The following is a 17,015-nucleotide window of genomic DNA, read 5'->3' on the forward strand; positions in this document are numbered from 1 at the left end:
TTCCGCTCAAGAAGGCCCTCCTTGGCACGACCTGCCGGATTTTTCCTGCTATTTTTTTCCGCAGTCCTGTCGGACCGGGGCATAGTGGATCGTCTTCACAACAAGACCCGAGGAAAATGTCGCCCATGCTTTATGCAATCCTTTGCTATCACGATGAGGACTTTGTCGGCTCCTGGAGCAAGGAGCAGGACGAGGCCGTGATGAAGAAGCTCGCCGTGGTGCAGGAGAAGCTCACCCAGCAGGGCCGGCTCGGGCCGGTCGCGCGGCTGCTGCCGACCACGGCAGCGGCGACCCTGCGCAAGGAAGATCCGCCGCTGGTGCTCGACGGCCCCTATGCCGAGACCAAGGAGCAGCTGCTCGGCTTCTACATCGTCGACTGCAAGAATCTCGATGAGGCGCTCGACGTCGCCCGCGACCTTGGCGCGGCCAATCCCGGCGGCGCCTATGAGGTGCGTCCCGTCGGCGTGTTCCGGCCCGGAGGAAACCTGACGTGAGCGAGACCGACACCGCCTGGATCGAGACCGCGCTGACCTCGGCGCGCCCCCAGGCGGTCGGCGCGCTGCTGCGTTATTTCCGCGATCTCGACACCGCCGAGGAGGCGTTCCAGAACGCCTCCCTGCGCGCGCTCAAGACCTGGCCGCAGAACGGACCGCCGCGCGATCCTGCGGCCTGGCTGATCATGGTCGGCCGCAATGCCGCCATCGACGAGGTGCGCCGGACCCGCAAGCAGCAGCCGCTGCCGGAGGACGATCAGGCGATCTCCGATCTCGACGACGCCGAAGGCGCGCTGGCCGAACGGCTGGACGGCTCGCACTACCGCGACGACATCCTGCGGTTGATGTTCATCTGCTGCCATCCGCAATTGCCGGCGACGCAGCAGATCGCGCTGGCGCTGCGCATCGTCTCGGGGCTTACCGTGAAGCAGATCGCGCGCGCCTTCCTGGTGTCGGACGCGGCGATGGAGCAGCGCATCACCCGCGCCAAGGCGAAGGTCGCGGAAGCCGGGACGCCGTTCGAAGCGCCCGGCGCAATCGAGCGCTCCGAGCGGCTCGCCGGTGTCGCGGCGATGATCTATTTGATCTTCAACGAGGGCTACTCGGCGAGCGGCGACACCGCGGAGATCCGCAAGCCGCTTTGCGAGGAGGCGATCCGGCTGGGGCGCCTGCTGCTCAGGCTGTTTCCGAGCGAGCCGGAGATCATGGGGCTCACGGCGCTCATCTTGCTGCAGCATGCACGCAGTGCCGCGCGCTTTGCCGCCGACGGCTCGCTGATCCTGCTGGACGACCAGGACCGTTCGCTTTGGAATGACACCATGATCGCGGAAGGGCTGGCGCTGATCGACAAGGCGATGCGCCACCGCCGCAGCGGGCCCTATCAGATCCAGGCCGCGATCGCCGCGCTGCATGCCCGCGCGTCGACGCCGGAGGAAACCGACTGGACGCAGATCGACCTGCTCTATGGCGCACTGGAAGTTGTGCAGCCGTCTCCCGTGGTGACGCTCAACCGCGCGGTCGCGGTCTCCAAGGTGCGGGGGCCGCAAGCCGCGCTCGATCTGATCGAGCCGCTTGCGCCGAAGCTCTCCAACTACTTCCATTTCTACGGCGTGCGCGGCGCCTTCCTGATGCAACTCGGCCGCAACGAGGAGGCGCGTGTCGCCTTCGACCGCGCCATCGCGCTTGCCAACACGTCCGCAGAAGCGGCCCACATCCGCATGCACATCGATCGCCTGATCCGGGACAGCCAGCCGAAGGCTGGCGCGCGGCAGGGTGCGAAAGTGAAGTGACGCCGCACGCGTCATTCCGGGATGGTCCGAAGGGCCAGACCTCAGGTGCGCACTGGCGCACCGGGGAATCTCGAGATTCTCAGGTGCGCAACAGCGCACCATAGTTCACCCTTCGGGTGCCCCGGAATGACGGCAGAATAATTTCGTCTTCAATTGTCGGCCTCCGCCGTTCCCGTTCGTCCTAAGCCCGTATCCACGGAGCTCCTCATGCTGAAAGCCGTTGCCGTCATCGCCATCCTGCTCGCCGCCGGACTTGCGGGCGTCCTCGCCTTTGCCCTGACAAAACCTGACACGTTCCGCGTCGAGCGGAGCCTCGCGGTGAAGGCGCAGGCCGGTGCGATCTATCCGCAGGTCGCCGATTTCCGCCGCTGGACCAACTGGTCCCCCTATGAGACCCGCGATCCCGCCATGAAGCGCACCTTCGGTGGATCTGAGGGAGGCAAGGGCGCGACCTATGCCTGGGACGGCAACAACAATGTCGGCGCCGGCCGCATGGAGATCCTCGAGGCGACGGGGCCGTCCAAGCTTCGCATCAAGCTCGATTTCGAGCGGCCGTTCGAAGGTCACAACACCGCCGAGTTCACCTTTGTGCCGCAAGGCGATGCCACTCTGGTCACATGGGCGATGTACGGTCCGGCTCCGTTCATGTCCAAGATCATGCAGGTGTTCATCAACATGGACAGCATGATCGGCAAGGATTTCGATGCCGGCCTCGCCAGCCTGAAGAAGCTGACCGAGAAGCAATAAGCCTCACTGCAAACGAAGAGGAGAGAAACGATGCTCAACGCTTATCTGTTCTATCAGGACACCTGCGAAGCTGCGTTCAACTTCTACGCCAAGGTCCTGGGCGGCAAGATCGACGCCATGATGCGGTCATCGGACGCGCCGCCGGACATGCCCGCCGCGCCCGGCCGCGAGAAGATGATCATGCACGCGCGAATGTCGTTGCCCGACGGCAGCGTGCTGATGGCTTCCGACGCGCCGCCGGAGCATTTCGCCAAGCCACAAGGTTTTTCGATCTCGTTCACGGTCAAGGATCCCGCAGATGGCGAGCGTAAATTCAACGCGCTCGCCGATGGCGGCACCGTCACCATGCCGTTCAGCAAGACGTTCTGGGCCAAGGGCTTTGGCATGTGCGTCGACAAGTTCGGCATTCCCTGGATGGTGAACTGCCCGGCCGAAGGGATGTGACAGGCGCGACCGCCTGCATGATCTGTTGAGTCCGCAATCCCCTCTCTGCACTGTCGCGCGAGAGGGGACGCCTGGATTTATCGCGTCATATCCGGATCGGTCGTGCGCTCGCTCAACGGATCGATCCGGTCGCGTCCTCGCTTTGCTGCGGCGGCTGAACGCAGCGAGGGCAGATCACGAGCTTGGTGCCGAGCTGCTTGTCGTTCTCGGCTTCGATCTCGTCATGGACCGCCCACCACGCCTCCGAGTATGGCCGCAAGGTGCCGAGCACTCGTTGCCGCTCCTGATTGGGATCACTTGCCGCGGGCGCGGGGTTCGTCGCGCGCCGCTTGGCGGCATGCGGGCGGTTCGAGCCTTTGTTGGGGTCCTGGCCGAGGCCATCCCATGCGATCGGGCGGCGCTCCTGCGCCGGTGCGACTGCACATCCAAGCAGCGCTGTGCAGAAAGTAAGCAAAATGAAGCCGCGTCGTATCATGCCGGACCCAAAGTTCGATGCGCAATGCGCAAGCTTCCGCACGGGAAACTTGCATCGTGTCGGTCAAATGGAACTTAAGGCAAACGATTGGCCGGCGTGGCCGAGGAATGAACGCGCGATTCGCATCACTTTGCGGGAGCAGTGAGGCCGCTTCGTGAAACCATGCGGACTGCATCGCACAACAATTGACGCAATATTGGGCTGTAATCTGCACGTCAGAATCGCTATTGGTGACTCACAAAATCTAAAAAGCTGGGGTGGACGTCACTTGGAAGGGGAGCGACCGATGGCGGCGGCGCTACAGATCAATTTTGCCCTGTGGGGGATGCTTATCTGCGTCAGCATGAAGCTGGGGCCGGTGATCCAGACTCTTTATTGACGGCAGCCAAAGTGTAATGGCGTGGAGACCCCGGTGCGCACATTGGGTGCGAGCACAGGGAACCTGCCGTGTGGCCTCGGGCCGGCCAGGCCAATGCCTTTGATGTGACGTGACGCGGTTCACAGAACTCATTCACGTCACATGCGTGGCGGCTGCCACATTCGTCAGCGGCAGCGCGGATAGATCGCGGCGAGATCGCGCCCCTTGAGCAAGAGTAGCCGCGAAGTGAGGCCGCCACGGCGGCTGATCCAGTCGCGCACTGGGCCGGGATAGGCGGCAAGCACCGCGACCGATGCTTCCGGCTCGGCATAAAAGCGCCCGCGCCGGTCGACCGAACGTGCCGCATGGAAGCCGAGCACGGCGCGCTTGGTGACGCAGATGCGCTCGCCCGGCACGATGCTCAGCACCAGCGTGCAGGCAGACAGGCAGGGACCATCGATCACCACGCGCTCGCCGCTCTCGCGCACCTTCTCGAACAAATCGAGGAACGGCCCGACCTGTCCGCCCGGAGACTGGATGATGCGGATTTCAGCGGACGCGGGCGCGGCGGCGAGCAGGGCGGATGCGAGGATCAGGGCTTTGAGGGAGGTGACGCGTCGCATGAACTCTCCACCAACTCGGTTTCGTAGGGTGGGCAAAGCGTAGCGTGCCCACCTTCAGCATCGCAGATCCGGAAGAACGTGGTGGGCACGGCGCAAGAGCGCCTTTGCCCACCCTACAGAAACTGTGCCTACCCGTTCCGCCTTTGCCCGCGCAGCGTCGGCAGGCCGATACCCGCCGCATCGAACCCGCCATCAACGGCCAAAATTTGACCGGTGATGTAGCTCGATCGTTCCGAGCACAGGAAGTAGATCGCTTCCGCAAGCTCCTCCTCCAGGCCGTAACGGTTGAGCGGAATGGCGTCGTGATAGTCGGCGCGGATCTCCTTGGTATGCACCTGCTTCGCCATCGCCGTGTCGACCGGTCCTGGCGCGACCGCGTTGACGCGGATGTTGAGGGAGGCGAGTTCGACCGCGAGCTGCTTGGTCAGGTGCGCGAGCCCGGCCTTGCTGGTGCCGTAGGCCGAGCGTAGCGTCGACGCGCGCACCGCCGAGATCGAGGTGATGTTGACGATCGCGCCGCCATGGCCTTCGCGCATCAAGGGAACCGCGGCCTTGGTGCAGAGGAACGGGCCGGTGAGATTGACCTCGAGCACGCGGCGCCAATCGGTCTCGGACGTCTCCATCAGCGGTGCGAACACCGCGATGCCGGCATTGTTGACCAGTGCATCCAGTCGGCCGAACCGGCGCTCGACCGACTCCATTGCATCGCTCACCGCGGCGGCGTCCGAGACGTCGCAGGTCAGCGCCAACGTCGCCTCGCTTTGGTCGATTTCGGCGACCGCCCGGCCGAGCAACTCGCCCTCGATGTCGAGCAGCGCCACGCGCCAGCCCTCGCCAAGGAACTTCTTCGCGGTCGCAAGCCCGATGCCGCGGGCGGCTCCGGTGACGAGAGCGATTTTTTGCGGGGCTTGCGGCATGGGAGATTTGTCCTCGAGTAGCATATGGGCGCAGGAATGCAGGCTCCTTTTACTGCGCTTTTATGCTGGCGAGGAAGGGGCAGGCGAGGGCTGGAGGGGAAGTCGCCCTTACGCCAGCTCCGCCGAGGCACGCTGCATGTTGGCCGACATGTCCGCGGTCACGATGCTCTGCTCCTCGACCGCGGCTGCGGTGGAGGCGATGAACTCGTTGACGCCTGCGATCGCGGCCTTGATCGCGGTCAGGGAGCTCGCGACGTCGCCGGAGATTGTGTTCAGCGCGTCGATTTCGGACGTGATCGTGTCGGTCGCCTGCTTGGCCTGGCTCGCGAGGTTCTTCACCTCGGACGCCACCACCGCAAAGCCGCGTCCCGCTTCGCCGGCGCGGGCCGATTCAATCGTGGCGTTGAGCGCGAGCAGATTGATCTGGTTGGTGATGCCCGAGATCATCTCGACGATGCCGCTCATGGCCTGTGCGGCGGCCGTCAGCTTCTGGGCCTGGAGGTCGGCGGACTCGACCCTTGTGGTCGCGACCTTGGACGTCTCGCGCGACTTCGTCATGGTCTCGGAGATTTCGCGGATCGATGCGCTCATCTCTTCGCTGCCGGCGGCGACCGCCTCGATCATCCCGCGCGCGTTGTCGGCCTTCTTGCGGCCGATCGCCTGCGCGGTGATGTCGGTGGCGTATTTCACCACCTTGTACGGCTGGCCGTTGAGATCGAAGATCGGGTTGTAGGACGCCTGGATCCAGATCTCGCGGCCGCCCTTGGCGATGCGCTTGTATTCGGCCGCCTGGTATTCGCCGCGATTGAGCGCTTCCCAGAATTGGCGGTAGGCGGCCGAATTCTTCTCGTTCGGCTCGACGAACATGGAATGGTGCTGGCCCTTGATCTCGGCCAGCGAATAGCCCATCGCCTTCAGGAAATTCTCGTTGGCGGTGCGGATCGTGCCGTCCATGTTGAACTCGATCACCGCTTGCGACTTCTGGATCGCGGCGAGCTGACCGTCATTGTCGGCTGCCTTCATCTTCTGCGCGGTGACGTCAGTGGCGAACTTCACCACCTTGAGCGGCCTGCCCATCTCGTCGAGGATCGGGTTATAGGTCGCCAGGATCCAGATTTCCTGAGCCCCCTTGCCGAGCCGCTTGTATTCGGCCGCCTCGAACTGGCCGCGGTTCAGCCGCGCCCAGAAATCCTTGTAGGCGGAGCCCGCGCGGTCCTGCGGCGTCACGAACATGGAGTGGTGCTTGCCCTTGATCTCGTCGAGCGAGTATCCCATCGTCTTGAGGAAGTTCTCGTTGGCGGTGACGATGGTGCCGTCCATGTTGAACTCGATCATGGCCTGCGCACGACTGATCGCCGCGAGCTTCCCCGCGTCCTCCATGGTCCGCATCTTGTAGGCCGTGATGTCGGTGGCGAACTTGATGAAGCTGGTCACCTTGCCGGTCTCGTCGAGCAGCGGCGCGTAGGAGGCATGGATCCAGAGCTCTTTGCCGTCCTTGCCGTAGCGCCTGTATTGCGTGGTCTGGAACTCGCCGCGGTTCAGGCTGGCCCAGAAGTCGCGATAGCGGGCGCTTTCGCGCTCGGCCGGGCTGACGAAGATGCTGTGGTGCTTGCCCTTGATCTCCGCGAGCGTGTAGCCGCTCATCTTGAGCAGGTTCTCATTGGCATCGAGGATGGTGCCGTCGAGCCCAAATTCGATGACCGCCTGCGACCGGTCGAGCGCCTCGACCTCCGCGATGGCGTGCCTGACCTTCTTGCTCAGGAAATTGAACACGTAAGCCCCGCAATGCTCGGATGCGATCCGATAGGATCGCCATACCGTTTCCCCTGAGCTGAAAAGTTGCATTGCTATCGTTGAGCATCGGTAAATCCTGAATAACGCTGCGACGAGCTCCGCGAGTCCGCGTGCGACAGCCAACTACTTCAACTGACAGCTGCTCTTGGTTTATATGCACGGTGGAGTTCACAATGCGGAGCCGTACTTGTACGGGGGCGCAGCCGAGATATTTTTCGCGCCGCCTTGCATGGCGGTGTCGGCGCGGTCAGGGGCGAACCGTCTTTAACAGGATGCCTCGTTGCGGAGACTAGCGATGCCCGACCATGAATGCCTGATCCGAGACCTCTTCGCCGCCTATCTCGCCAACGACCGGCAGCGGGTCGCCGACGCATTGGCCGACGATTTCCGCTTCACCAGTCCGTTCGACGACGACCTCGACAAGGCGACCTATTTCGAACGCTGCTGGAGCGACAGCGGCTGGATTGCACGGCATGACATCGAGCGCATCTTCGCCCGGGGCGAGGAGGCCTTCGTTACTTATCTCTGCCTTGTGACAGATGGCAGGAGTTTTCGCAACACGGAGTTCTTCACCTTCGCAAGCGGCAAGATCCGGCGCATCGATGTCTATTTCGGCGCTGCCCGGCAGGATGGTCGTTTCCTGCCGCAGCCGCGCTAGGGCCAGGCCCCTCAGATTATTTCCGCGGGCGTGTCGGTTCGGTGAGAGTTCGTTCGTCTTGAAGGCGAGCGGGCCTGCGCCTCACGGCGCATCCCGGAACCACCGCAGAAGCCAGGATACGACCCATGCGATTCATGATGTTGATGATCCCGCTCGGCTACGAGGCCGCGCCGCCGGACGTCCAGCTCGATCCCGAGCGCGTCGCGGCGATGATGCGCTACAACGAGGCGCTGAAGGACGCGGGCGTGCTGATCACGCTCGATGGCCTGCATCCGCCGTCGATGGGCGCGCGGGTTTCGTTTGCGACCGGCGAGCCTGTCGTGACCGACGGCCCATTCACTGAAGCCAAGGAAGTCCTTGGCGGCTATTGGATGATCGAGGTTGCCTCGCGCGCCGAGGCGATTGCCTGGGCGAAGAAGTGTCCGGCTTCGGCCAACGAGATCATCGAGATCCGGCAAGTCCAGGAGATGAGCGACTTTCCGCCCAACGTGCAGGAGGCCGCGGCCGGTTTCGGCGACCTGAAGAGGTAGCCACAGCGATCGCGATGAAATCGCGTCTGTCGTCAGTCAATCAGCAAGGAGAGAACCGATGAGCACCGAACATAAATTCCTCGCCGTCTATCTCGGCAGCACGAGCGGCGAAAAGATGAAGGCCTGGCATGCGATGCCCGAGGCTGAACGGAAGGCAAAAGAGCGCGAAGGCATGGCCGCCTGGCACGGCTGGGTCGAGAAGCACAAGGATGTCATCGTCGAGCTGGGCGGCCCGCTCGGCAAGACCCGCCGGATCGACGGACGCGGCATTGCCGAGATCAGCAATGCGCTGACCGGCTTCACGGTGGTGCGGGCCGCCTCGCAGGAGGAAGCTGCAAAATTGTTCGAGAACCATCCGCATTTTGCGATCTTCCCGGGCGAGGCGATCGAGGTCATGCCCGTGCTTCCGATTCCGCAGATGTAGCTGCGGACGAGGTCAATTCCGGGTGCGATGCCGTCGCTCCGGGCCGGCATCGCCCGTGAAAGTACGGGGTTAATCACGCCCGATTCCTGCTAGTGACCTTCACCGCCGGCTCATGTAAAGATCGTTCACATGAGCTGGCGCAAGGAGCAGCGCCGCGCCGAGCGCGGCTATCACCACGGAAATCTGAAGGAAGCCCTGTTGCAGGCCGCTCTCGGGCTGATCGCCGAGAAGGGCGCGGCTGGCTTCACCTTCGCCGATGCCGCACGCATGGCCGGCGTCAGCGCAGCGGCGCCCTATCGGCATTTCCGCGACCGCGACGAGCTGTTGTCCTCGATCGCGCAGCGCGGCTTCGAGCAGTTCGAGCAGCGCCTGACCGCGGCCTGGGACGACGGACGCCCCGACACGGTCACCGCGTTCGAGCGCGTCGGCAAAGCCTATCTCGCCTTCGCCCGTGAGGAGCCCGCGTTCTACAACGCGATGTTCGAGTCGGGCGTGCCGGTCGACGCCAATCCCGCACTTCAGGCCGCCAGCGAACGCGCCTTCAACATCATTCGCGCTGCAGCCGAGCGGCTCGCGGCGCTGACGCCGCCGGGTAGGCCGCGGCCGCCGGCGATGATGATGGCGCTGCACATCTGGTCGATGGCGCACGGCGTGGCTTCGCTGTTCTCCCGTGGCGACGCCGCGCGACGAAAACTGCCGATGTCGCCGGACGAACTGCTCGAGGCCGAGGTGCTGATCTATCTGCGCGGCCTCGGCTTCCCGACCGACCGCCGTCCTGCAGGCAAGGGCGCCGAGCCGCCGCCGGTGCCGCCGGAGGCGTCCTCCGGTTCAGGTGTGCCGCCGGCTGGTCCCTGGGGCAAGCCGAAATAAGATTGCGCAAAATAATCACGCGGGCGTGTCTGGCGGCCAGCTTGACAAAATCGCGGGATGGTCTAGCTATGTAAATGTTATTTACATTCACAACGGCGCTGGTGCCGTGATGGAGATGGGAAATGGCCTACACCGCTGACGTTAATCGCTGGCGCGGCCCTTCGGACCAATACCAACAATACGAGCGTCCCCGCATGCTCGATACGCCCTGGCATCCCGGCTGGATCGCCGTGACCATCCTCGGCTTCATCATCTGGTGGCCGATCGGACTTGCCCTTCTCTTTTTCACACTCGGGAGCAGAAGAATGTCGTGCTGGAGCCATCAGGATCGCTGGCAGAACAAGATGGAAAAGATGCAGTACAAGATGGACCGCATGCGCGGCCGCATGGAGCGCCGCGGCTTCGGCTTCGGCCCGCCGTCCTCCGGCAACCGCGCCTTCGACGAGTACCGCTCGGAAACGCTGCAGCGGCTCGAGGAGGAGCAGGTCGAGTTCAAGAACTTCCTCGACCGTCTGCGTCACGCCAAGGACAAGGAAGAGTTCGACCAGTTCATGGCGCAGCACAAGACACGTCCAACCCCGCCGCCGACCGACCAGCAGCAGGGCTGACCTTCAAGGCTGACACCTCTCAAAGCCTTCAGGCGTACGCCCCCAAAGTCCTGATGGCCCCGAGCCGCCCGTCTGCGCAACCCGCAGGCGGGCGGTTTGGTTTTTTGGTTCAATCTCTCGCGCGCGCGAGAGCAGGCATCGGCCGGCTTCGGCCGCCATCGTTGCTCGCATTGCTCGTCGTGCCGCGCCTAGTCCTGTCGCGAGATGCAGGTTGCAATTTATCGCGGTGGCAACTGACAAGCACTAGACCGGACGTTGCCGAGAATGCCGCCCGGTTGCGGCGGTGTGGCCTGTCCGGAAAATCGAATCTCCTCTTGCAACCAAAGGGTGTTGTGCATAATCTTGGGACGTTTTTCAATCGATGATATTTGGCTGAATATTAGGGAGTATTTTCGTGCGGATCGTAACGATCGTTCGGAAGGTAGCCCCTCGCTGCTATCCCAATTACCTCAAGGCTTTTGAAGACGGCGACGAAATCTTCGACCGCTTCAAGATCAACACTCCGCTTCGCATCGCGCACTTCCTGGCTCAGGCGCTATATGAAACCGGCCGCGGTACGGTTCTGTTCGAGAGCCTCAAATACAAAACCGCGGCGCGACTTCTCGAGATTTTCGGCATCGGCCGTCACAGCGCGGCGATCCGGCCCGATGAAGTCGATCAATATCTCAACAACGATCGCGCCTTGGCCGAGCGCGTCTATGGACTGGGCAATCCGAAGAAGGCGAAGGAGCTCGGCAATACCAAGCAAGGAGACGGATACAAATATCGCGGCGGCGGCCTGTTGCAGACGACGGGCGGAGCCAACTACGCACGCATGGGCAAACTTGCCGGCGTGGATTTCTACAACAACCCGGATCTGATTGTCGCTCCAGAAGCGGCCCTCCTTCCCGCGCTCAACGAATGGAATGAGGGAGGCATGAACACTTATGCGGATCAGAACAACATCCGTGCGATCACGCGGACCATTAACGGCGGTTACAACGGCTTGAGCGGCCGCACGGAACTGTTCGAGATCGTGTGGAGCGCGATCGGCAAGAGCGGCGCGAACCAGGTGGCCTGGAAAGCCGCAACCGCGTCGGACGAAACGCGCGAGCTTCAGGAGGCCCTGAACGATCTCGGGGCTGAGCCGGCGCTTGTCGTGGATGGACGATATGGTCCCGCCACCGCGCAGGCGGTCGAGTGGTTTCAAAACCACGCCAAGATCCCGGTCGATGGAAATGCAGGCGTGGTGACGCAGGCGGCGTTGAATCTCCGCCTGAATTCCCGGACGGCTTCAGAGCGCCCCTGAGAGCGTGCCGCCTTTGACGCGCGAAGGTCGCCGGAGCTTCGCAAATGGATGTCTCGATTATTGAAGGTCGAATTTTAGCAAGTCTTATTACGCAGAAGGAATTGAGCATGACCGACGGCGAAAAGATGCTGAAGCTGGCCGAGTCCCGCATCGGCGAGAAATACGTCAATGTCTGCGTTCCGAAAAACAACAAGAACTGGCACGGTCCATGGGACTGCGCGGAGTTCATGTCCTGGTTGGTGTATCAGGTCGGTGGATTCCTGTATGGATGCGTCGACGACAACGGCAATCCAGCAACGGTCGAGGCCTATACCGGCGCCTGGAAGAGCGATTCACAAAAACTTGGAAAGCGCGTGCCGTGGCGGCAGGCAGCCTCTACGGTGGGAGGCATTCTTCTCCGCTATCCGCCCGGACCGGGCATGATGGGGCACATCGTCGTTTGTGACGGCGAGGGCGGCACCGTGGAGGCGATGGGAACGGCCTATGGCGTTCGTCGCGGCAAGGTGTCGGGCCGGAATTGGGATACCGGCGTCTTGCTGCCGAACTTCACGTATGGGGCGGCGGGCGGAGCACTCGACCTGGTTGAGCCGAGCCAGCTGTATGCGCTTGGGCAGCCGAATATGAAGGCGTCCGTCGTTCGGGACATCCAACGCGCGTTGAAAGAGCTGGGGCTCAATCCGGGGCCGATCAACGGTGAATATAATGACCTGACGGTGGCGGCGGTCGCAGCGTTTCAGGCGACCAAAGGACTCATTGTTGACGGACAGGTAGGACCGCAGACGGCAAAACGGTTGAAGATCGAACTCTAGGGATCGGCGGATTCTTCCACCTGCTCCGCGCGCGACGGAGGCGTCCCGGCGGCATGACTGGCGCCGGGCTGCATCGCATGACCGCCAGCTTCAGCGAGCGGTGGCCAGCTGCGCGTGAACCGAAGCCAGGAATTGTTCGTAGGCGTGATCCACGATCTCGTTGAGCGATCGCGTTCGTGCGAACATCGCCTTGGCCTCGGCGAGAAACTCCTCGCGGGTCGGTATCTTCGGCAGATGCAGGTGTGTCAGCGCGTCGACGCCGTCATGCGCGCGATTGAGGATGTCGTGCAGCGTCGGCAGCTGCAGCTGGGTCGGGTCGGCCCGGTGCAGCGCCGAAGAGATCGCGTGTGCAAGCTTCGGCGCGTCGAACCGCCCGGCAAGCTCGCGGGCGGCCCGATTGATGACGCGGGCGCCGAGCGGTTGCTCATTGCGCAGCACCTGTTCGGGCGGCGCCTTCATGTTCCAGACGATTCCGAACCAGGACAATACCGTCAGCACGTAATAGGTGACGTCGATCTCCCACCAGCGAAAACCCTGCCGCGCGCTGCTCTGATAGGCGTGGTGATTGTTGTGCCAGCCCTCGCCCATGGTGAGCAGCGCCAGCAGCCAGTTGTTGCGGGAATCATCGCCCGTCACGTAGCGCTTGCGTCCGTGCACATGGGCCAGCGAATTGATGCAGAAGGTCGCGTGATAGACCAGCACCGTGCTCCACAGGAAGCCGACGATCAGACCCGACCACCCGGCCACCAGGAAGCAGAGCGCTGCAAGCACGAAGGCCGGCAGCAGCTCCAGCCGATGCAGCCACATCAGCTCAGGATAAACCGTGAGATCGCCGACTTTCACGAGATCGGTCGCGTCGTGCTCCCGGTAAAAGATCCAGCCGAGATGGCTGTACAGGAAACCGCGCTGACGCGGCGAATGCACATCCAGTTCGGTGTCGGAATGCAGATGATGATGCCGATGCTTGGCCGCCCACCACAACACGCTCTTCTGCGCGGTGCTTTGCGCAAGGCAGGCAAGGATGAACTGAAACACGCGGCCGGTGGCGAAAGCCCGATGGGAGAAATAGCGGTGGTAGCCGGCGCCGATCGCAAACATCCGCACGACATACAGTGAACCGCAGATCGCGACGGCCTGCCACGTGACGCCTGACCAGATCGCCGCAAAGCATCCGAGATGGACCAGCACGAACGGTATGGCGGAGGGGTACATGACGTCGTCGTGGTGGTCGTCGGCGGGCGCGTTGGGCAACATGTTTCAGCGTGACCTCAGGTAACGGGGATCCGGAATTTGCATCGGCAGCACCGAGGGCTGCCGGGTACGAAAAACCCGCGGATGGCGGACCACCGCGGGGCTTGAGCGAGCTGCTTTGCGTGTTATCCCGGCTAAAGCAGCATCAGCCGAAAATCCGACTGAATATATGGGCGCGGATGGCTGGCATGCAAGCTCGTAGCCTCACGGGGAGCTGCGGCATGGTGCTCAGGTAGTCACGGCGGCTGCCGCGTGGCGCGCGGGTCGTCCGCGGCCTATATTCGACACGTGAAGGAAGCACCAAAGCACCGGAGGCGGCCTTGATGGCAGCTGCGACCGCAACGAACGATCGCCTCTGGCAGAACATACGCGCGGAGGCGCAGCGCGTGTGCGAATCCGATCCCGTCTTCAGCAAGTCGCTTGCCGATGCAGTGCTGGCGCATGATAGTTTTGCCGCGGCTCTGGCCGATCTGATCGGGCGCAGGCTTGGCGGCAACGCCGCCGGGCAGGCACGCTTCACGGCCTTTTCTATCGACGCCTTTCGTGGCGCGCCGGAATTGATCGAAGCGGCCGGCCGCGACTTGCAGGCGATTGTGCTCCGCGATCCCGCCGTCGCCGGCCTGTTGCCGCCGCTGCTGCATTTCAAGGGCTACGTGGCGCTACAAGCCTGGCGCGTCTCGCACCGGCTCTGGCGTCATGACCAGCGCGACGCGGCGCTGCTGTTTCAGAACGAGGCCGCGAACGTCCTGCAGGTCAGCATTCACCCGGCGGCCAGCATCGGCTCGTCCGTGTATCTCGACCACGCCACCGGGATCGTGATCGGCGCCAATGTGCTGATCGGCGATGACGTCACCATTCTCCAGAATGTCAGCATCGGCCGCGGCAGCGAACTGCCGACGCGCTCGCCGCGTATCGGCTGCGGCGTCTTCATCGGCGCCGGCGCGACCATCTTGGGCGATATCCGGATCGGCGATTTCGCCAGGATCGGCGCCGACACGGTCGTGACTTCCGACGTTCCCGGCGGCTGCACCGCGGTTGGAAATCCTGCGCGGTTGACCAATTGTCCCGCGCCCGCTTCGGCGGCCTGAGGCGCCGTCACGTCATGAGATGCGGCGGAGCGCGGCCCGATCAGCCGCAAAGGCAGGGTCGCCGAGGTCTGCCCCCGGCGACATCCCGTTGCCTCAGGCGGCGCGGCGATGGCTCTCGCCGCCATGCTGGGGCGTGACCGGCTCCGAGCTGGTCTGGCCCGGCGCATCCAGCACCGCGACGTGATGACGGTAGACCATCTCCCAGCCCTTCCATCCCGTGAACAGGAGGATGCCGACCACGATCAGGGAGAGCACCACGCCCCCCGGCTTGATCGCAGCCTCGGCGCCTTGCGCGTAGCGCAGGTAGAAATTGATCAGCGCCAGCACGACCGCCGCGAGATTGCCGACCATGTGGTACCAGGCATCGTTGAGGCGGCGGATGCGGGGCTCGCTGAAGAAGTCCGTAAAGCCGGCCACAGCCGCGACGAGCGCCATGACGATGCCAGCCCCGATCAGCCACATCGCGGCTCTGGCCCAGAAATTGTCGCCGGTTCCGATGAAGGCCAGATCGGCGATGGGCGCGCCGACCAGACATGCGACCGGAAACGGGATCAGCATGGGGTGGAGCGGGTGATCGCCGATGGCGGCGGTCGTCTTGGGGTTGATGGTCATGGCAACACCTCGCGGAAAGTGATTTTTGGGACAATTTTTCGGGCGAGGGCTGGTTCCTCCGGTCGCACGGACACGCGGAACTCTCGCGCCCCGGACGCACCGCAGCGTCTCTTTGACGATGCGCTGCTGAGCCGGGGCCCATCTCACCGCACATGCACGCCGCATCCCGGGTCCGGGACACGGACTAGGCCTGTCCGCCCATCCCCCTGCGCCACCTACCTTTCCGGCAACCAAATTCACCCCTGGTAACCCCGCATTAACCAACGGCGGGCTCTGGTAAGGGCGGACAATCGCGCCCAAAGCCCGAAGCCAGGGACCGTCAAGGCCCGGGGCCAAAGGCCCATAGTTTTGACATCTTGGCAGGGAATGCAGACGGCCGGCTCTGGACGAGCCCCTGCACCCAGAAAGACAAGGCTTTGAGCGGGCTTGCCGGCCGCGCCGGTGCTAGCGCGGCCATTGGGGAACCGGCAGCCATTTGCTGGCCGGCACATCGGGTAACGATCGCCTTGAGAGGATACTGCTTATGAATCCGGCCGACGTGGCTCAGTCAGCCCTTCCGGTTGCCGCTTCCGCGGACGTGTCGCTGATCGCGCTGTTCTGGCAGGCTCACTGGATCGTGAAAGCGGTGATGCTGGGACTTCTGTCCTGCTCGGTCTGGGTCTGGGCGATCGCCATCGACAAGATCTTCCTGTTTGCCCGCACCCGCCGCTCGATGGACCGCTTCGAGCAGGCGTTCTGGTCCGGCGAATCGATCGAGGAGCTCTATCGCACCCTCTCTGCCAAGCCGACGCATTCGATGGCGGCCTGTTTCGTGGCGGCGATGCGCGAGTGGAAGCGCTCGTTCGAGAACCAGGCCCGCTCGGTCGCCGGCCTTCAGATGCGCATCGACAAGGTCATGAACGTCTCGATCGCCCGCGAGGTCGAGCGGCTGGAACGCCGCCTGCTGGTGCTTGCGACCGTCGGCTCCGCCGGCCCCTTCGTCGGCCTGTTCGGCACCGTCTGGGGCATCATGTCGAGCTTCCAGTCGATCGCGGCGTCGAAAAATACCTCTCTGGCGGTGGTCGCGCCGGGCATCGCGGAGGCGCTGTTTGCGACCGCGGTCGGCCTTATCGCCGCCATTCCTGCCACTATTTTCTACAATAAGTTCACGTCCGAGGTGAACCGGCAGGCCCAGCGGCTCGAGGGCTTCGCCGATGAATTTTCCGCCATCCTGTCGCGTCAGATCGACGAGCGGGGCTGACGGGCGGCATGTATAGTGTGAAGGGCAATTTGGGCACGCGATCATGGCGATGAACGTTGCGAGTTCGTCCGGAGGCGGCGGCCGCCGCGGCCGGCGCAAGCCCGTCGTGGCCGAGATCAACGTCACGCCGATGGTCGACGTGATGCTGGTGCTGCTCATCATCTTCATGGTGTCGGCGCCGATGCTGACGGTCGGCGTGCCGCTCGACCTGCCGCAGACCCAGGCCAAGAGCCTCGAAAACAACGACCAGAAGCCGATCCAGATGTCGATCGACATCAAGGGCAAGGTGTTCATCAACGACGCCGAGATCGCGATCAACGAGCTGATACCCAAGCTGAAGGCGATCACCGACGCGCGCGGCGGGCTCGAGGAGCGCATCTATCTGCGCGCCGACAAGAAGGCGGATTACGGCACGGTGGCCAGGGTGATGGGCCAGTTGTCCGGCGCCGGATTCAAGAAGCTCGCACTCGTCACGGAAGCGGATCAGGGGTAGGCC

The 17,015-nt window shown here is 63.5% G+C and carries 20 protein-coding genes; 14 read left to right on the plus strand and 6 right to left on the minus strand.

Annotated elements, in window-relative coordinates:
• Window positions 1-125 precede the first annotated feature (125 nt).
• From XH81_RS18955 to XH81_RS18970, 4 genes are all read left to right on the plus strand, one after another.
• A complete protein-coding gene (locus XH81_RS18955) occupies window positions 126-494 on the plus strand; it encodes a YciI family protein (RefSeq protein ID WP_028140339.1) in 369 nt (122 codons plus the stop codon).
• Entirely contained in the window at window positions 491-1,783 is a 1,293-nt protein-coding gene (locus XH81_RS18960; protein ID WP_095426686.1) for an RNA polymerase sigma factor, read from the plus strand. The genes XH81_RS18955 and XH81_RS18960 overlap by 4 nt, the downstream gene beginning before the upstream one ends.
• Before the next feature lie 207 nt (window positions 1,784-1,990).
• Complete coding sequence (locus tag XH81_RS18965) at window positions 1,991-2,530, plus strand: SRPBCC family protein (protein WP_028140337.1); 540 nt, start codon at window positions 1,991-1,993, stop codon at window positions 2,528-2,530.
• A 30-nt stretch (window positions 2,531-2,560) separates the two neighbouring features.
• Window positions 2,561-2,974: a VOC family protein gene (locus XH81_RS18970; protein ID WP_028140336.1), complete on the plus strand. Its 414-nt coding sequence runs from the start codon at window positions 2,561-2,563 to the stop codon at window positions 2,972-2,974.
• A 112-nt stretch (window positions 2,975-3,086) separates the two neighbouring features.
• Here the strand turns inward: XH81_RS18970 and XH81_RS18975 are convergent, their stop codons facing one another.
• The 4 genes from XH81_RS18975 to XH81_RS18990 all read right to left on the minus strand — a co-directional run bounded on the left by XH81_RS18975 (window position 3,087) and on the right by XH81_RS18990 (window position 7,120).
• Window positions 3,087-3,449, minus strand: a complete 363-nt coding sequence (locus tag XH81_RS18975) for a hypothetical protein (protein WP_028140335.1) — start codon at window positions 3,447-3,449, stop codon at window positions 3,087-3,089.
• Between the two features lie 543 nt (window positions 3,450-3,992).
• Window positions 3,993-4,430 (minus strand): hypothetical protein, encoded by a 438-nt coding sequence (locus tag XH81_RS18980; protein ID WP_028140334.1) that lies wholly within the window; start codon window positions 4,428-4,430, stop codon window positions 3,993-3,995.
• 128 nt (window positions 4,431-4,558) lie between these two features.
• On the minus strand, window positions 4,559-5,347 hold the full coding sequence (locus XH81_RS18985) for an SDR family NAD(P)-dependent oxidoreductase (RefSeq protein ID WP_028140333.1): 789 nt from the start codon (window positions 5,345-5,347) through the stop codon (window positions 4,559-4,561).
• A gap of 108 nt (window positions 5,348-5,455) precedes the next feature.
• Window positions 5,456-7,120, minus strand: coding sequence for a methyl-accepting chemotaxis protein (locus tag XH81_RS18990; RefSeq protein WP_028140332.1), 1,665 nt, complete (start codon window positions 7,118-7,120; stop codon window positions 5,456-5,458).
• Window positions 7,121-7,436: 316 nt separating this feature from the next.
• Here XH81_RS18990 and XH81_RS18995 point away from each other — a divergent pair, with 316 nt between their 5' ends.
• The 7 genes from XH81_RS18995 to XH81_RS19025 all read left to right on the plus strand — a co-directional run bounded on the left by XH81_RS18995 (window position 7,437) and on the right by XH81_RS19025 (window position 12,328).
• The gene (locus XH81_RS18995) at window positions 7,437-7,799 is read left to right on the plus strand and encodes a nuclear transport factor 2 family protein (RefSeq protein WP_028140331.1); all 363 of its coding nucleotides are present in this window, start codon (window positions 7,437-7,439) and stop codon (window positions 7,797-7,799) included.
• Between the two features lie 125 nt (window positions 7,800-7,924).
• A complete protein-coding gene (locus tag XH81_RS19000; RefSeq protein ID WP_028140330.1) occupies window positions 7,925-8,329 on the plus strand; it encodes a YciI family protein in 405 nt (134 codons plus the stop codon).
• 58 nt (window positions 8,330-8,387) lie between these two features.
• Window positions 8,388-8,753: a YciI family protein gene (locus tag XH81_RS19005; protein ID WP_028140329.1), complete on the plus strand. Its 366-nt coding sequence runs from the start codon at window positions 8,388-8,390 to the stop codon at window positions 8,751-8,753.
• Window positions 8,754-8,882: 129 nt separating this feature from the next.
• Window positions 8,883-9,623, plus strand: coding sequence for a TetR/AcrR family transcriptional regulator (locus XH81_RS19010; protein WP_028140328.1), 741 nt, complete (start codon window positions 8,883-8,885; stop codon window positions 9,621-9,623).
• 122 nt (window positions 9,624-9,745) lie between these two features.
• The gene (locus XH81_RS19015) at window positions 9,746-10,231 is read left to right on the plus strand and encodes a DUF2852 domain-containing protein (protein ID WP_271596322.1); all 486 of its coding nucleotides are present in this window, start codon (window positions 9,746-9,748) and stop codon (window positions 10,229-10,231) included.
• A gap of 394 nt (window positions 10,232-10,625) precedes the next feature.
• On the plus strand, window positions 10,626-11,519 hold the full coding sequence (locus XH81_RS19020; protein WP_049801846.1) for a peptidoglycan-binding protein: 894 nt from the start codon (window positions 10,626-10,628) through the stop codon (window positions 11,517-11,519).
• 44 nt (window positions 11,520-11,563) lie between these two features.
• Complete coding sequence (locus XH81_RS19025) at window positions 11,564-12,328, plus strand: peptidoglycan-binding domain-containing protein (RefSeq protein WP_080670080.1); 765 nt, start codon at window positions 11,564-11,566, stop codon at window positions 12,326-12,328.
• A 90-nt stretch (window positions 12,329-12,418) separates the two neighbouring features.
• On the opposite strand, the gene XH81_RS19030 is transcribed toward XH81_RS19025, so the two are convergent.
• Window positions 12,419-13,582 carry an acyl-CoA desaturase gene (locus XH81_RS19030; RefSeq protein WP_028140325.1) on the minus strand — a complete coding sequence of 388 codons (1,164 nt, stop codon included), beginning with the start codon at window positions 13,580-13,582 and terminating at the stop codon, window positions 12,419-12,421.
• A gap of 320 nt (window positions 13,583-13,902) precedes the next feature.
• Between XH81_RS19030 and XH81_RS19035 the strand changes: the two genes are divergently transcribed.
• Complete coding sequence (locus tag XH81_RS19035) at window positions 13,903-14,667, plus strand: serine O-acetyltransferase (protein WP_028140324.1); 765 nt, start codon at window positions 13,903-13,905, stop codon at window positions 14,665-14,667.
• Window positions 14,668-14,760: 93 nt separating this feature from the next.
• Here XH81_RS19035 and XH81_RS19040 read toward each other — a convergent pair whose 3' ends face one another.
• A complete protein-coding gene (locus tag XH81_RS19040; protein ID WP_028140323.1) occupies window positions 14,761-15,279 on the minus strand; it encodes a DUF2231 domain-containing protein in 519 nt (172 codons plus the stop codon).
• 523 nt (window positions 15,280-15,802) lie between these two features.
• Between XH81_RS19040 and tolQ the strand changes: the two genes are divergently transcribed.
• A complete protein-coding gene (gene tolQ / locus XH81_RS19045; RefSeq protein ID WP_018317771.1) occupies window positions 15,803-16,519 on the plus strand; it encodes a protein TolQ in 717 nt (238 codons plus the stop codon).
• Between the two features lie 43 nt (window positions 16,520-16,562).
• On the plus strand, window positions 16,563-17,012 hold the full coding sequence (gene tolR / locus XH81_RS19050) for a protein TolR (RefSeq protein ID WP_028140322.1): 450 nt from the start codon (window positions 16,563-16,565) through the stop codon (window positions 17,010-17,012).
• Window positions 17,013-17,015: the final 3 nt, after the last annotated feature.

The sequence above is a fragment of the Bradyrhizobium sp. CCBAU 25360 genome (genome assembly GCF_028128695.1).
In the GTDB taxonomy this organism is placed as follows: Bacteria; Pseudomonadota; Alphaproteobacteria; order Rhizobiales; family Xanthobacteraceae; genus Bradyrhizobium; species Bradyrhizobium ottawaense.

Excerpts from the sequence above, each read along its gene's own strand:
- XH81_RS18955 (WP_028140339.1), top strand. The coding sequence starts at position 126 with ATGCTTTATGCAATCCTTTGCTATCACGATGAGGACTTTGTCGGCTCC.
- XH81_RS18965 (WP_028140337.1), top strand. The coding sequence starts at position 1,991 with ATGCTGAAAGCCGTTGCCGTCATCGCCATCCTGCTCGCCGCCGGACTT.
- XH81_RS18970 (WP_028140336.1), top strand. The coding sequence starts at position 2,561 with ATGCTCAACGCTTATCTGTTCTATCAGGACACCTGCGAAGCTGCGTTC.
- XH81_RS18975 (WP_028140335.1), bottom strand. The coding sequence starts at position 3,449 with ATGATACGACGCGGCTTCATTTTGCTTACTTTCTGCACAGCGCTGCTT.
- XH81_RS18980 (WP_028140334.1), bottom strand. The coding sequence starts at position 4,430 with ATGCGACGCGTCACCTCCCTCAAAGCCCTGATCCTCGCATCCGCCCTG.
- XH81_RS18985 (WP_028140333.1), bottom strand. The coding sequence starts at position 5,347 with ATGCCGCAAGCCCCGCAAAAAATCGCTCTCGTCACCGGAGCCGCCCGC.
- XH81_RS18995 (WP_028140331.1), top strand. The coding sequence starts at position 7,437 with ATGCCCGACCATGAATGCCTGATCCGAGACCTCTTCGCCGCCTATCTC.
- XH81_RS19000 (WP_028140330.1), top strand. The coding sequence starts at position 7,925 with ATGCGATTCATGATGTTGATGATCCCGCTCGGCTACGAGGCCGCGCCG.
- XH81_RS19005 (WP_028140329.1), top strand. The coding sequence starts at position 8,388 with ATGAGCACCGAACATAAATTCCTCGCCGTCTATCTCGGCAGCACGAGC.
- XH81_RS19010 (WP_028140328.1), top strand. The coding sequence starts at position 8,883 with ATGAGCTGGCGCAAGGAGCAGCGCCGCGCCGAGCGCGGCTATCACCAC.
- XH81_RS19015 (WP_271596322.1), top strand. The coding sequence starts at position 9,746 with ATGGCCTACACCGCTGACGTTAATCGCTGGCGCGGCCCTTCGGACCAA.
- XH81_RS19025 (WP_080670080.1), top strand. The coding sequence starts at position 11,564 with ATGGATGTCTCGATTATTGAAGGTCGAATTTTAGCAAGTCTTATTACG.
- XH81_RS19030 (WP_028140325.1), bottom strand. The coding sequence starts at position 13,582 with ATGTTGCCCAACGCGCCCGCCGACGACCACCACGACGACGTCATGTAC.
- XH81_RS19035 (WP_028140324.1), top strand. The coding sequence starts at position 13,903 with ATGGCAGCTGCGACCGCAACGAACGATCGCCTCTGGCAGAACATACGC.
- XH81_RS19040 (WP_028140323.1), bottom strand. The coding sequence starts at position 15,279 with ATGACCATCAACCCCAAGACGACCGCCGCCATCGGCGATCACCCGCTC.
- tolQ (WP_018317771.1), top strand. The coding sequence starts at position 15,803 with ATGAATCCGGCCGACGTGGCTCAGTCAGCCCTTCCGGTTGCCGCTTCC.
- tolR (WP_028140322.1), top strand. The coding sequence starts at position 16,563 with ATGGCGATGAACGTTGCGAGTTCGTCCGGAGGCGGCGGCCGCCGCGGC.